This window comes from Lacticaseibacillus sp. YLM2-1 (assembly GCF_056583465.1).
This window is the reverse complement of sequence record NZ_CM152617.1, coordinates 290,752-305,472: the sequence shown is the minus strand read 5'-3', so window position 1 is coordinate 305,472 and position 14,721 is coordinate 290,752. Positions and strand designations below refer to the sequence as shown.

12 protein-coding genes are annotated in these 14,721 nt (G+C 46.7%); 6 read left to right on the top strand and 6 right to left on the bottom strand.

The genetic code is table 11. The features are described 5' to 3' along the window. Nucleotides 1-286: 286 nt before the first annotated feature. From AC07KQ_RS01485 to AC07KQ_RS01475, 3 genes are all read right to left on the bottom strand, one after another. The gene (locus AC07KQ_RS01485; RefSeq protein WP_013245373.1) at nt 287-1,996 is read right to left on the bottom strand and encodes a family 20 glycosylhydrolase; all 1,710 of its coding nucleotides are present in this window, start codon (nt 1,994-1,996) and stop codon (nt 287-289) included. Between the two features lie 260 nt (nt 1,997-2,256). Beyond that, nucleotides 2,257-2,952 (bottom strand): hypothetical protein, encoded by a 696-nt coding sequence (locus AC07KQ_RS01480; protein ID WP_003563121.1) that lies wholly within the window; start codon nt 2,950-2,952, stop codon nt 2,257-2,259. Nucleotides 2,953-3,076: 124 nt separating this feature from the next. After that, entirely contained in the window at nt 3,077-4,366 is a 1,290-nt protein-coding gene (locus tag AC07KQ_RS01475; protein WP_003563119.1) for an ABC transporter substrate-binding protein, read from the bottom strand. Nucleotides 4,367-4,670: 304 nt separating this feature from the next. Between AC07KQ_RS01475 and AC07KQ_RS01470 the strand changes: the two genes are divergently transcribed. From AC07KQ_RS01470 to AC07KQ_RS01455, 4 genes are all read left to right on the top strand, one after another. After that, nucleotides 4,671-7,055: a helicase C-terminal domain-containing protein gene (locus AC07KQ_RS01470; protein ID WP_480156578.1), complete on the top strand. Its 2,385-nt coding sequence runs from the start codon at nt 4,671-4,673 to the stop codon at nt 7,053-7,055. Continuing rightward, nucleotides 7,033-7,713, top strand: a complete 681-nt coding sequence (locus AC07KQ_RS01465; RefSeq protein WP_003563117.1) for a hypothetical protein — start codon at nt 7,033-7,035, stop codon at nt 7,711-7,713. Before AC07KQ_RS01470 ends, AC07KQ_RS01465 begins: the two co-directional genes overlap by 23 nt. Beyond that, complete coding sequence (locus AC07KQ_RS01460) at nt 7,710-8,558, top strand: sce7725 family protein (protein ID WP_003563115.1); 849 nt, start codon at nt 7,710-7,712, stop codon at nt 8,556-8,558. Before AC07KQ_RS01465 ends, AC07KQ_RS01460 begins: the two co-directional genes overlap by 4 nt. A 180-nt stretch (nt 8,559-8,738) precedes the next feature. Next, a complete protein-coding gene (locus tag AC07KQ_RS01455) occupies nt 8,739-10,103 on the top strand; it encodes an FAD-dependent oxidoreductase (protein ID WP_003563113.1) in 1,365 nt (454 codons plus the stop codon). A 191-nt stretch (nt 10,104-10,294) separates the two neighbouring features. Here AC07KQ_RS01455 and AC07KQ_RS01450 read toward each other — a convergent pair whose 3' ends face one another. Beyond that, nucleotides 10,295-10,477, bottom strand: a complete 183-nt coding sequence (locus tag AC07KQ_RS01450) for a hypothetical protein (protein ID WP_003568849.1) — start codon at nt 10,475-10,477, stop codon at nt 10,295-10,297. Between the two features lie 527 nt (nt 10,478-11,004). On the opposite strand from AC07KQ_RS01450, the gene AC07KQ_RS01445 reads away from it, so the two are divergent. Then, entirely contained in the window at nt 11,005-11,193 is a 189-nt protein-coding gene (locus AC07KQ_RS01445; protein ID WP_003563110.1) for a hypothetical protein, read from the top strand. A 202-nt stretch (nt 11,194-11,395) separates the two neighbouring features. Continuing rightward, nucleotides 11,396-11,560 carry a hypothetical protein gene (locus tag AC07KQ_RS01440; protein ID WP_003577430.1) on the top strand — a complete coding sequence of 55 codons (165 nt, stop codon included), beginning with the start codon at nt 11,396-11,398 and terminating at the stop codon, nt 11,558-11,560. Nucleotides 11,561-12,334: 774 nt separating this feature from the next. Here AC07KQ_RS01440 and msp1 read toward each other — a convergent pair. Together msp1 and deoD are read right to left on the bottom strand one after the other, a co-directional pair. Further along, nucleotides 12,335-13,816, bottom strand: coding sequence for a cell wall hydrolase P75 (gene msp1 / locus AC07KQ_RS01435; RefSeq protein WP_274990990.1), 1,482 nt, complete (start codon nt 13,814-13,816; stop codon nt 12,335-12,337). 182 nt (nt 13,817-13,998) lie between these two features. Then, nucleotides 13,999-14,715 (bottom strand): purine-nucleoside phosphorylase, encoded by a 717-nt coding sequence (gene deoD / locus AC07KQ_RS01430; RefSeq protein WP_003563103.1) that lies wholly within the window; start codon nt 14,713-14,715, stop codon nt 13,999-14,001. Nucleotides 14,716-14,721: the final 6 nt, after the last annotated feature.

The window sequence follows — 14,721 nt, the reverse complement described above, 5'->3', positions numbered from 1 at the left end:
TCGTCGTTTTCAAGTTCATTATACAGTACCTATCTAGACCGCTGACCTTTATTTTGTAAACTTGCGGCTCAATTAAACTAAATAACAAGACGGAACCTTACTAGCCGATTATTTTGCGGGTAAATGCTGACGAGGTAGTTGTCAAAACAACCACAATCATCTCAATGACATCACAATTTCATCAAATCCTTGCGTGACACTATGAAATGGTGTTGGCGCACAACACCATAACGGCCCGTTGCGCAAAAGATGCGTAGCGGGCCGTATTTTCGGTTATTGTCAGGAATTAGACGGCCATGCGATGTTGCCGCCAAAAGAAAACAATGCTAATGACACCCAAAATCGTGGCAAGCCCGGCTAGCATCAATCCCCACCCGGAAGCTTCTGCCGTTTTTGGTAAGTACCGGTCTGGATTCACAATGGTTTTTGTTGGAACTTGCTGTTGCCTTGGATCGGGTTGCGGCCCCGGCTTCAGAACCAACGCAGCGATGGCAGCTGTGATCTTGGCAGCCATGGTATCAGCTTGGGCTTGCTGGGTGATGTTGAGATTACGATTAACAGCAGCAAGCGCCGCATCAACGCCACTAAGATCTTGATAGTGTGACCGGTCAAGTTTCTTTGCAGCTGCAATGGCGGCATCAACCTTTGTGTAATCGGCTGGCCGCAGTTGCAGTGCCTTGATAGCGACAGTAATGGTCTGGGCATAGCCGTCAACCAATGCCTGATCGGTTGCCTTTTTACCGCGGACAACAGCATTTAACGCTGCATCAAGTTTAGCAACTGATGCTTCGGTGTACTGATTAAGTTGCCGCGGCACGGCAGCGATGGCGGCATCAACTTTACTGTAATCGGCTGGGCGAACTAAGTAAGGTGCATAGGCTGTCGAAAATTGATCCATCAACTTCAACAGCGCCGACATGTCTAACTGTGCACTCGGATCATCCGCCCAAACTGCCTGCACACTGCCAATAATCGACACGGCACTCGAAGCGCCTGGTACATCAGTGAATTTTTTACTTGCTAAACTAGCTAGCGCCGTTTTGTAACTATAGAGATCGCCGTCCACGCGACCTAAAACCCAATACCAACCGTCATTAGTATTCATGATTTTCAAACCCTTATCAGTCAAAAATTCTGGCTTTGCGACATCATACCCGCCCCAGCCAGCTGTCCAATAAGAGACGATCAAATCCTTGTCAAAAGTCCCGAAACTGGTGTTATTGTCATAATAAATCCCGTCATTGAAAACCATCGGCTTCAGGCCGGCATTTTTGGCCATCGCCGCTAAGTCGTTGACGTATGCCACAAACTTTTTGTAGGTGCCACTTTGTTGCAACTTGGCCCAGCCGCCAGTATCGACATCATTTGCATACTCGTCACTGCCAAAGTTGAAGATCGTAGCATGCCCCTTGAAATACATCACATACTTCTGCAATAGCGCTTTTGTAAAGGCAATAGCAGTGTCATTGTTAAGATCGACAGTCCGTTTAGACCCATTAAAGGTAGGATTCTTAATGCCTAGTTGCGCCATCGCCGTCAAAATGGCATCCATATGGCCGGGACTATTGATAACCGGAATGATATTGATATCCCGTGCCGCTGCATATTTCAAGACCGCATCCATGTCGGTTTGCGTCAACGCATTCCCGTTTGGATCATCGTAGTACGCTTTGTTACCCGCCTGTATGGCCTGTTTCACGACATCACTGCCATATGTTTTGCCATTGATCGTCAAGCTCATGTCATCAAGTAGCAATCGCAATGCATCGTTGCCCAATAAAACCTGCACATCGGTGTAACCATCTGTATGTGCCCGATCAATGATCGTTTTCAACTGATCCCCGGAAAAATACTTTCGTCCCGCATCAATCGAAAAAACGCTTTTCAAGGTGTTATCAGCAGCAGCTACCTGCTTGGGCGGCTGACTCAGACTCAACACCATACCCAGCAGTCCAACAATTGCCAATAACCAAAATCGAAACCCGTGCTTCTTCAAAACTTCAACCTCCTTTTGTGGATGGTTTCTGCAACAAGATTGGCCTATTCCACCAACAAGTTCAGAATATGCTGGAATCGCTTTCAATTCAAAATGATTTTCATATCTCACACGTTATTCTCATATTTCGTTAATATTATTCATCGTATGTTTGCTTTTAAATGGTTACCCCCTCGCTTTAAAGGATCTAGATGGTCTTGTTGGTATGTAAAAAGAGCCATCCCAAATGGAATGACTCTTTTCAGCATGCGACTAGCAGCTTATTTCTTAGTTGTTCGCCGAGTGGTTTTGGGCGCCGCTTTTTTGGTCGTCCGCTTCGTTATCTTGGCTGCTGGCTTCTTAGCTGCCGCTGGCTTGGTCGCTGATGTTTTCGCCGCTGTCGTTGTTTTCTTGGTTGTTTTGCGCGTCGTTGTTCGCTTCGTTGCCGTCCGGCGCGTGGTCTTTTTGGCTGGTGTTTTTTGCTTATTAGCTGGCACCGGTTTTGCGGTTTCTTTGGGCTTCGCCATTTCTTCTTGAATATGGTCAAGTTTCTCATGAACGGAAGCGGTCATTTGCTTATTGAGCGTCTCAAAGCCTGTGAGATAATCCGCTGCCGTTGCAATTTCATCGATCCTCAAACCCGACACATTCACAAATGGTGATGCCACCACTAAATAGACCCGAACCGGCACAATCTCGTCTGCCTCAAGAAAGTTCGTGACTTTATTGACATTCGCAAACGGCAGATTGATGATGCCAGTTTCAACTGTGATGGTGGTCGGCTCAGGAAAATCGATGACGAGGTCGGCCTGAATCAGTTGCTGCTTGTCGATGGCCTTGCGGACGTCTGCAAACACCTTCGTCAAGCCCGCCTCGATGCCGTCCTTTTTGAACGCTGCAGCGGTCAGATGATTCTCGGTATGCTCGAAGCTGCCATCTAAAATGGCTTCCTGAAACTTGTGTACATTGATTTCCATATCAGTCTCCTTAAAAGCTTAGAACTGCTCAGACCATCATAGCCCACCACAGCAAGCAGACGCAAACTAAAAAAGACCATCAAGGCAAGCAACGCTCGCCTTGATGGTCTTTTTTTAAATAAAGTTATTTATTTTCTTTTAAAATAGTTTCAGTCTGCTTTTGCAAATTGTTAAACGCTGTTTCGCCGCTGAGATTCTTGGTCAGCGTGCTGTCGACAGTGCTCATCAAATCGTTACGATAATCGGTGTAACCGGTAAAGACAGTTGAGGCAAAACTCTGTGAAACTGCAGAGACCGCGGCTTTATACTTGTCGTTCTTTTGTAGATAATTCTTAAATGTCGTGCTGTTAGATGCCGTTTTTGTCACCGGCACATAGCCAGAATCCATCGCCCACTGTGATGCATTTTCAGACTTCAGCAAGAATTTCTGGAACGCCCAAGCGCCTGCTTGTTGCGCTTTAGAGGCCCCTTTAAACAAAACATTGTAATTTCCGTTCAGTGGATTGCTGCGTTTGCCTTCGTATGTCGGAATCACAGCAGTACCCCAGTCAAGATCCTTTGGGGCCTGTTGGATAAGAACCGGCACGGTTGCCGAAGAACCAATCCCAAAGACCGCTTTTCCATTTGCAAATGGCACACTGAAGTATTGATCTTCGCCAGCAGTTTTCAACGCACCGCTCTTGCGCAGATCCAGAATTTGATTCACAGCTGCCAATGTCTTCGGTGCATTCAAATTAGCCTTCAGTTTCGGTGTAATTAGTTGACTGCCAGCACCATATGCCATCCCCTCAAGCGCAACATCATAACTTTGATCTAGCTCAATCGCGTTGACATCAGTTCCCTTGAGTTTCTCCTGATCGGCTGCAAAATCAGCCCATGTTTTCGGTATGCTGATATTGTACTGGGACATCAACTTCTTGTTATAAAACAACACCGAAGTCGAGACTGAGAATGGCAATCCGTAGTACTTGCCCTCATATTTACCTGCAGACAAAAAGCTTGGATAAATATCTTTTAAATCAGTATTGCTCAACTTATCCGCGCCATTTAACATTTCTGGATCAAAAGGCAATAACAACTTGTTCTTCACGTAGTCGCCAATGTTCGTATACGGTGACTGCGCCATGGTCGGCAACGTTTTTGATTTGCCGGCTGCCATAATTTTCTGTTGCAACGCGTTGTATGAACCCTGCGAAGTTGCGACAACTTTATACTTCTTTTGGCTCTGGTTGAACTTGGTGATGAGCTTGTTCAACGATTTATCATAAGTCCCCGTCATCCGATGCCAGTAGGTGATTTTCACTGGCGCACTTGAAGACGATTTCGTAGCCGTCCCCTGCTTGCCACAGGCTGTCAGTATCAACAAAACAGCACCCATTAAGCCTAATAGCCGCCAAAAACTAGTCTTTTTCATTTCTATGTCCCTCATTCAGTGTCGCGGCTTACCGATCGACAGTGTTTGCAAGCCGCCGTATTTGTCATGTCTTGACACCCTTATTATGCCTCTTATATTTATAAAAGCAAAGAAACACCCGGTATTTTTACTTTTCAAAAGTTACGCTAAAATTGCCGTGCCAAACTCCGCAATCTCCGGCCGGATGAGGCTTGCGACGCGGAGCTAGAGCGTGACGGCGCATGACCCTGGCTCACCAGTCTTCCCCATAGAGAATGTATGTTCTATACTGATAACTAACCATGACAAGCAAGGGGGCGCAGTGATGGCAAACAATCGCATTGGTATTCGTGAGTTCGTTGAGTTAACCGTTCGCACCGGCGACCTCAATCCAATCACCAGCAATTCAAATAACACCGCCATCATTGGTAGCCAAATTCATCGTAAACTTCAAGCTGCTCACCGTGAGTCCGATTACGAAAGGGAGGTTTACCTCAAAACCGCCGTCACCGTGAACGATGAAGACTATCAGCTCGAAGGCCGAGCGGATGGTGTCTGGACAGATGACACCGGCCTCACAGTTGAGGAAATCAAAACCAGTGCGCGCCCATGGGAAGAGGCCACACAAAATACAAAAGACCGCTATTGGGCGCAAGCACGTATTTATGGCCATCTACTTTGTGAACAACGGCATTTGGATCAAGCAACAATCACGCTGGTTTATGTCCAGACCAGCACCGACACAGTCAGCCGTTTCAGTGAAGTCAAAAGTGCCGCCGAGTTGGCTGATGATTTCACTGATTTACTTGAAGAATTTCGCGACTGGCTCAAACTACGTAGTGATATCATCAAACGACGCAACACCTCCATCGACCAGCTTGATTTTCCATTTCCGCAATTCCGAGCTGGTCAACATGAGCTAGCCGCCGCTGTTTATAAGGCGATCTATAGCCAAGCACGTTTGTTTGTGCAAGCTCCCACCGGCACTGGTAAAACCATCTCTGCACTTTTCCCAACCTTAAAAGCGATGGGCACGGGCTTGATCCAACGAGCCTTTTACCTAACTGCCAAGCAAAGCACTCGACGCGTGGCTGAACAGGCGATGGCCTTGATGGCGCAAGCAGGTTTAACCGCCAAAAGTATCACTTTAACGGCTAAAGACACCATCACATTTGCTGACGAACCTGATGACCCCAGCAAGAATCCTTACATGTTAGGTTACTATGATCGCCTAAAACCAGCCTTACACGATCTACTGGAACACGAGGATCAACTGACACGTCCCGTCATCGAGACTTATGCTCGCAAACATAGGCTCGATCCATTTGAATTTTCACTGGATGCCAGCCTATTTTGCGACGTCATCATCTGTGATTACAATTATCTCTTTGATCCGCTGGTTTTTTTGCAACGCTTTTTTAGTGAAAAAGATGACAGCAATTTCTTCCTGATCGATGAAGCGCACAACTTAGTCAGTCGCGCGCGGGACATGTACACCGCTGCCATCACAGATCAAGATTTCGTCCAGTTAAAAAAAGCGCTAACCCCTTATAAAGGTGCCCCTTTGACAAAAGTTCGCCGCGCCATGACACGTATTTTGAATACCCTTGATGCAACGACTTCAACCTTGTTGACCTCACAACCGACCATCTTTCAAGATGATCCGCTTGATGACCTCACCGCAGTTCTTTTTCGCTTCACTGAAGTCGTTCACGATTGGCTCAGCGAACCGCCAACCCCCGCGTTGCAACCTGCTGTCGATCTCATTTTGCCGGTATTTTTTCTAGCCAATCAATATCTGCGAATTGGCGACTTCTATGAAGCGACATTCAAAACCGAAGTCACTAAAGAAAACGGCCAGATTATGGTTAAAGAACTGTGTCTCGATCCATCGCAATTTGTGGACGAAGCCTTGAAAAAAGGGCGTGGTGCCGTCTTATTTTCGGCGACCTTATCACCGATGGCATATTTTCAAAAGTTGCTTGGCGGGATCGACAACAGTCTCGCCTATACGCTGCCCTCCCCATTTGATCCCGCCAAACAAGCAGTTATTGTTGACGCTAGTGTCAATACGACTTATCGACGACGCACGCAGGATTTGCCGCAGTTGATTGCGAGCCTGACAACATTAGTTCGCACCAAAAGCGGCAATTATCTCTTCTTTTTTCCATCCTATGCCTACTTGAAAACGGCCTATGAAGCCTTCACTGCGGCGAATCCCGATCTAAAGGTTTGCGCTCAAGAAAATGCCATGACTGAAGCGGATCGGCAAACATTTCTAGATCATTTTCAAACTGGCAGTGAACCGATTATCGGGTTTGCCGTGCTTGGCGGTATCTTTGCTGAAGGCATTGATCTCAAGGGAAATCGACTGATTGGCGTTGCAATTATCTCCGTAGGGTTGCCGGGTATCAATGCTGAAACCGATCAACTGCGGGCCTATTTTGATCGGGCGAATGGTCAAGGATTCGCATATGCCTATCAGCTGCCGGGTTTCAATAACGTGTTACAAGCAGGTGGCCGCGTCATCCGCGGTACCAAGGACATCGGGGTCATTCTGCTGATTGACGAACGGTTTATTACTCCACGTTATGCCCGCCTTTTTCCAGATCACTGGACCCACGCCCAAGTCAGCTACAACCCAACGCAATTAGCTCAACTCTTGACGCATTTCTGGGAGGCCCATCATGAAAACACAGCTCACGCTTGATTTAGAAAAAACGCTTTATGCCTACTGGCAAGAACAAGGGGCCACCGTGGTTGAAGAAGTGACGATGCCAGACGATCGCGGAATTGTCGATACCCTGGTTCGCCAAAAACAGCAAGACGCGACCATTTGGCGTTGTTTTGAGCTCAAAGTCACCAAAGCCGACTTCCATAGTAGCGCCAAACTCAGCTTTATCGGTCATTACAACTACTTTGTCTTGCCACAACGACTGTACACGGCGGTGGCTAGTGAAATTCCACATGGGATCGGTGTTTTTACCTACCATCCCTTCTCTAAAGCCGCAATCGCCGCCAGCGCTGTTCCTGTGGTAACACCCGGTACTTTGACGATCGCCAAACCAGCTCGCCGTCAAGAACTGCAAGTCCCTGAAGCCACTTTGACCGACCATTTCATCGCCAGCCTCAATCGCGAAGTAGTCAAGGCCAAACAAGTTGCCAAGGGCCTTGGCCAATTCTCAGCAGCCGATCTATTTACTGAACTGAAAAAACGCTCAACCGATTACGATATTTATCACCCTGACAAGAATCTTTATGATCAGTTTGTTTCGGAGCTCGACAATACCACGATCAATGCCTTACAAGAAGAGATTGACGCGTTGAATGCTGAACTAGCCACTATCAAAATGGACGCCAACAGATGAAGTATTTTCCGATTATCCGGGGTAAATTATATGATCTGGCTGCGGTGACACAGCTGGTTGCCGATCACCAATTACCAAAAACCGTCATCCCTGTCATTGAACCGGTCAAAGATATCCCCGGCGTCACGAAGGTAACTAGCGCTCTGGTTCAAGCAGCACATCCGGGCTATGTAATTCAAAATCCGCAAGTCGGCACGTATCAGTTACTGGCAGCGCCGCGCCATGTTGTTGTTTTAAGTGACGTTGTGCAGCCCGCCCGAATTTTTGATGCCCGACCAGCCGCACTGGTGATCGCAACGACAGCAGCGCAAGCAAAAGTTCTGCCACGGCACCAGCTAGCCTTGGTCCCTGATGAGGCGCGGGTTCGCCGACTGGCTTTGCCTCACGCCATTTATTTAAATGACCATTTCACCGTTTATCCACACACGGATGACTATGGTATCTTGCAAGATGAGTTTTATCAGTACGCTCCGACTTCACTGCCTGGTATCGGCTTTGCGGACTATCCCCTTGCCACCAGTGACTATTTCGAGCATGGTTATCCGCAACGAGCTGTCGCCATTCATCTGGTTTATCCAGCGGCCGATGGCACATTGCGGTTGCATCACTTCGTTTCGGTTAATAACGACGACTTTGCCAATCCGCAAGCCAAGTTTTTCGAAGTCTTGGATCAACTAACGGCATGGCTGCCATTTCACCCAGATGCGCAAACAACTGGAACCAGTGCGTTCATGACCGCGGCCACCCGCCATCATTTTCCCGGCCTTGGCATTGTTCGTAAATATCAGCTCATGCATCATCTCGAACTCATCGGGCGCTGGTTGCAACCCGCGCCGCGACATTAACGAAAAATCGATTGCCTATCAATTGGTAATCGATTTTTTGTTGAAGGATTTTTCATATTGTTGAAAGCGTTTCTTAATAAATATTTCACAATTTTAAACGTGGGCAATCTAGTCACGAACAACTAATTATGTTACACTTTTTGTGAAAACCTTATCAATATATGAAGGAGTGTTTACCTAATGAAAGTTCTTGTTATTGGTGCGACTCATGCCGGTACATTCGCAACACAGCAAATTTTGACAGAGCATCCCGATTACGACGTGACTGTCTATGAACGAAATAGCAATCTATCATTTCTATCATGTGGCATCGCTTTGTGGGTTGGTGATCATGTCAGTGATCCTGATAAAATGTTCTATTCAAGTCCTGAAGCACTCGCTGCACTTGGCGCCAACATGCAAATGGAACATGATGTTTTGGCGATTGATCCTGCTGAAAAAACTGTTGAAGTCAAGGATCTCAAAACCGGCAACGTGACCACTGATACATATGACAAATTGGTTTACACAACTGGTTCGACGCCGATCGTCCCAAACATTCCGGGCATTCACGACACGGATGTTCATCTTTGCAAAAATTGGCATGATGCCAAGGCTTTAAAGGCGCTTGCTCCGACCATTAAAAGTGCGATCGTGATCGGTGCCGGCTATATTGGCGCCGAGCTTGCCGAACAGTATGCACTAACTGACAAACAAGTTACTTTGATCGATGGCTTACCACGTGTGTTGGCGAAAAACTTTGACGCTAACATTACAGATCGAGTAGAAAAACTTTATACGGATCATGGCGTCAATTTAGCACTGGGTGAGATGGTCACCGGTTTCACCCAAGGCACTGATGGTGAGATGACCGTTACAACTGACAAAGGCAGCTATACAGCAGATATCGCTGTTTTGTGTACCGGTTTCCGACCAAACACGGAACTGCTGAAAGACCATTTGGAGACCTTGCCAAATGGTGCCGTGATCACCGACGCCTATATGCAAACTAGCGATCCTGCTATTTTTGCAGCCGGCGACACTGCTACCGTGCATTACAACCCGACTGGCAAAAATGACTACATTCCGTTAGCAACCAATGCCGTCCGTCAAGGTATTTTAGTCGGCAAAAATATTGAAAAACCAACCGAAAAGTATCTCGGTACCCAATCAAGCTCAGCGGTTGAACTTTTCGAACACGCCATTGCTGCCTCTGGCATGACCACTGAAGGAGCCAAAGCCCGTGGCATTGAGGTTGCCAGCGTGACCATTGAGCAGGATTACCGACCTGATTTTATGCTGACCACCACGCCGGTTCTTTGCAGCTTGACTTGGGATCCTAAAACGCACGAAGTCAAAGGCGGGGCCTTCTTTTCCAAGCATGACATCAGCCAAAGTGCCAATGTCATCTCCTTAGCGATTCAAACACACATGACGATCGAAACATTGGCCATGGTCGACATGCTCTTCCAGCCAAACTTTGACCAGCCAATCAACTGGGTCAACGCCGTCGCCATGGCAGCCGTTGCCAAAGCTCAGGAAATGGAAAAAACACCGGTGGCTTAATTCAGCTGAATTGCAAACGATTATCTAAGAGCAACAATTTCTTCTTGGAATTTATGATTTGTTAGGTTCCGAATAACCCGGGAAAAAGCGCACGGGCAAAAAAGTTCTTTGCCGTGGCCCACTCATAAATCCCAGTCATTACCCGATAAAAACCAAAAAGCGAATGATTTCCCCTGTATAAGAAGAGGAGGTCATTCGTTTTTGCTTGACGTCTGAAAATTTTTCCCTGACTTTTCCAATGCACGGGTTACCCAGTCACTTTCGCGTCTGATCAAGCGCATGAAACTATTTGCCCACGAAAATTGAGCTTGAAGCAGCCAAACAAAATAGCCTTGAAACTGCCGGCCAACAAGTGCTATCTGAGCCGCGATCACGATTCAGAAACTGGTGATTTTTTCGATTTTAATCACTGAATGTGGCTAAAGTTGTTTTTAATCTTGAGTAATTTTTAATCCTACCGTTAATGTCTATTTTCAAACATATTAATCAACAGCAAAAAATAAACGTTGCAAAATCGTCTTTTTTCGTCGCATTTTGAAACTTATGGCTAAATAAGCCACGAAAAGCCCGAATAACGCAACGTTAATTTCTCTGCTGCCTATAAATCGCCTAATACTTGTATATTATGTACAGGGTCGCTAGCACCTAGATAGTTTTGTCTCAGATCTACGGCAATTAGCGGGAAGGAGAGGAAAGAGAAATCATTTTTGACCCCTTCAACCGTGACATACTAAGCACACTTTTTCATATGTGTTCTTGTACTATCCCAAACGAAGGGGTGACACTACATGGCAATTGCCGATGCTACCTCAGCAATGGTTTCCGCACTGCTGGGCATTATGGACAATCGCCGTGGTTGTAGTAAGCCGAAACATTCAAAAAATACTAGGAGCTGAAACTTATGTTGGAAAATAACTTAGTGCTTAAAAACTTTTCGTGCATCGATGATTCAGAATTAGCAGAAAGTCAAGGCGGCATCGGTGTTGTCGCTACCGGCGTCATCATTGGAAGCCTCACTGTATTTCTGTCCGGTGTCTTCTCTGGCTTTACGGATGGCATGACGCAAGAAAAGAAACCTGCAACTGTATAAATAAGTGGTGAACGTGCCAAAGCAATTCGTACTTCGCGTTCTCGCAAAGAAGCTCCCTTTGGCCACTATTGCCCGTCTTTTGATCTTGATGCTTTGGCAGTTTGGCACGGGGGTCTTGCAAACTTAATTTCATGTGGGTTATCAAAAAGGTAGCTCTATAGCTAGTCATTTGAAATAGACACGATAAATGGAGGAAGCCACAATGAATCAAAAAGCTTTGAATCAATTTCCTGAACTTACCTACACAGAACAAGTGTCGGTTGTTGGCGGCGATTTGTCAGTCGAGGTCATCATGAAAGGTATCTTCACCGGTATCTTTGATGCTGGGTACCAAGTAGGTCAGTCAATCGCAAAATGGGTTAAGTAATCATTGAGCTAAAGCTACAAGAGCTTGCATGATGCTCACCAGACCAAAACGCAGTGCACACTTATTGAGTGCACTGTTTGTGCTTTTCAGCTTTCTATTTGTCCTCAGTTATCCCCCCACTCCAAAAAAGCTGACGCATCTAAAGGTATCTCACTTGCTTAGAGAGATGTCGTTCAATACCGTTTAAAAATAAACGTAGCAAAATCCGCTTTTTTCGTCGTTATTTGGCTTTTTTGACACTGCTAGCGACGAAAAAGCAGCAATTATCAACGTTAAAATTTAAAGCAACAAAAAAGCGGCCGCCCATCGTATATTGTCTATAGGATAGCTACCAACCCTGCAAGTCTATCTAGGGACCAAATATTCAAACAGCAGATCAATCTAAGGAAGTGCCGAAAAAGCTCGGCAACAATTTATAGCTTTACATACCAACAGCTTGGACAAAATCGCTAGTGAACCGGACATTTTCTGTCATTGATCTCGACTCAACCACATGATGTTGCGTTACTGGAGATCTCACAAAATTGGGGACAGACCTTAGCCAAGAACATTTCGCCATCCATTGCAAAATACATCTTTAAATCCCCTACAAAGACTGCTCCATCTGAACTGATCAAAAGTCCGGACTATGATAATTAGGATAGCTATCAATCGTTGAATCGTACTGGATATCCCGTGAATGCAGGATATTTTTTGCCCCAGAATGAAAAAAAGCAAAAAAAGGAACACCCTCTCGCGAGAATGTTCCAATTTAATTTTAGCCATTAGTTATCCTTATAGTGAAGGACGAACAGCAAAATCAGGCATGAAGTAAGCTAATGCCGTATACTTCACATTTTCACCTGGTTGTGGTGCCTGAATCATTGTACCGCCACCAATGTAGAGCGCTACGTGGTAAGAGCTACCATGTCCGCCCCAGAAGAGCAAATCACCAGGCTGAAGTGCACTCAGTGAGACTTGCTGACCAGAAGATTCTTGTGGCACTGTCCAACCACCGATGTTAACACCGGCGCTGTTCAAAAAGGCATAATACATCAAGCCTGAGCAGTCAAAGCTGTTAGGACCCTTGCCACCCCATACATAAGGTTTCCCAATTTGCTGTTCAGCAATTGAGATAACCGCCTGAATTTTTGCCTGACGTGACGGCGTAACAGGGGCTGGGGTTGGTGCAGGCGTCGGCGTTGGTGCAGGAGTCGGCGTCGCGTTATTTGTCGTTTCCTCGGCATTGACCGTAATGCTTGGTTCTGCCTGCTGTTGCTGTTCCTGAGTTGCATCAACCTGTGTCGTTGCAGGCGCAGCACTGGACTCAGGCGTCGTAGTCTGCACAGCTGCAGCGCTAGAATCAGCAGCAGCCTTAGATGCAGCAGCACTGGATTCTGCAGCAGCACTGGATTCTGCAGCCGTACTGGATTCTGCGGCAGCACTCGCTACAGCAGCAGACGATGCAGCAGCGCTAGAGGCATTTGCAACCGAAGCAGCAGCTTCTGAAGCGACAGCCAATGAAGCTGCAGCACTGGACGCTGCGGCACTGGAGGCAGCAGCATCCGAAGCAGCTGCGTTCGAAGCCGTTGCATCAGATACAGGCGCAGTCGGTGCCGCAACACTCGTTGCAGCAGATGACTGCGGTGCTGGTGCAGGTGTTGTGCTAGCAAAACGTTCTGGCACGTAACCGCCATTTGCTAACCGATACCATGTTTCGCCATTGGCTTGCAACTGGGCAACCGCCGTCAACGTCTGGTTGCCTTCCAGATACTGGCCAGTTGCCTGACTGTACGCTGGTGTTGCCCAAACGGTGACTGCAGAACCAATGTTTTTAACATATAACTGAATGGTTGCTGTCTGGGTATCAGGCTGTGCGGCTGCTTGACTCGCAGGTGCCTGACTTGCAGGTGCTTGGCTAGCTGGCGCTTGGCTAACCGGTGCCTGACTGGCAGTTTGTTCTGGTGCTTGAACGGTGACAGTCTTGCCGTCAAAATTCAAATAAATGCCAGGGATCCACTGATTGTCGCCGACTTTATACCAAGTAGCACCGTTTCGGTCAACTTTTTGACCTAGAACTTGTACTTTGTCACCAAAAGTCACATAGCGTTTTACTTGATGCCATGATGGACTATTCCATACGGTGGTCGCACCCGATTTGTAATTGACTGTCCCCGTTGAAGCGGAAACAGTATTAGCGCCGGTAGCTAAAGTTGCCAAACCGGCAGCACCAACGAATCCTGCCGTAACTGACAATACTTTCTTTGCATCTACCATGTATGTACTCCTCCAATCCAAAACTGAATTTTTTCAAAAATTGCGTTTTACTTGCGTTTACCATTTCTTAAGAAACCATATACAGAATAACACGTTTCCTACTGGTACGCACATTAAAAAAATATTTCAACTGTAAAATTCAAAGCGCCAAAGCCCTGGTATAACTAGATTTCATGCGTTATCTAACGATCAGGAACTGTTTTGGCAACACCGAGTGCCAGACCGATCATGTCATTAAAGCTGGTCTGTCGCTCTTGGGCTGAGGTTTCTTCACCTGTAACCAAGTGATTTGAAACCGTGAGGATCGATAACGCGTGCACATGGTACTTAGCCGCAAGTAGATAAAGTGCCGGCGTTTCCATCTCAGTCGCCAGCACTTCATAATCAATGAGTTTTTGACGATCCATCTCATCGTTATAAAAGCGATCCTCGCCAAGCACGTTACCAACATGATAGCGAATTGCACTAGTATCTGCCAAGTTTGCCGCCTCACGAAGAAGGTTGAAGTCGGCTAGTGGGGCAAAATAAAGCCCCGCGCCAAACGTATTCAAGATAATGCTGCTATCAGTCGAAGATCCTTGGGCCAGCACAACATCGCGAACTTTGACATTTTCGCCCATGCCGCCAGCTGTGCCAACGCGAATGAGCGTTTTAACCCCATAGTCTTGAATCAATTCATTAACATAAATTGAGATCGAAGGAATGCCCATCCCGGTCGCTTGAACCGACACGCGCCGGCCTTCAAACGTGCCGGTGAATCCAAATGCATTCCGCACCGTGTTGTAACGTTGGGCATTGTCCAGAAAGTTTTCCGCGATGTACTGTGCTCGCAATGGATCACCTGGCAATAAGACGACGTCGGCAATGGCTCCTTTTGGGGCATCAATATGTGTGCTCATGACAAT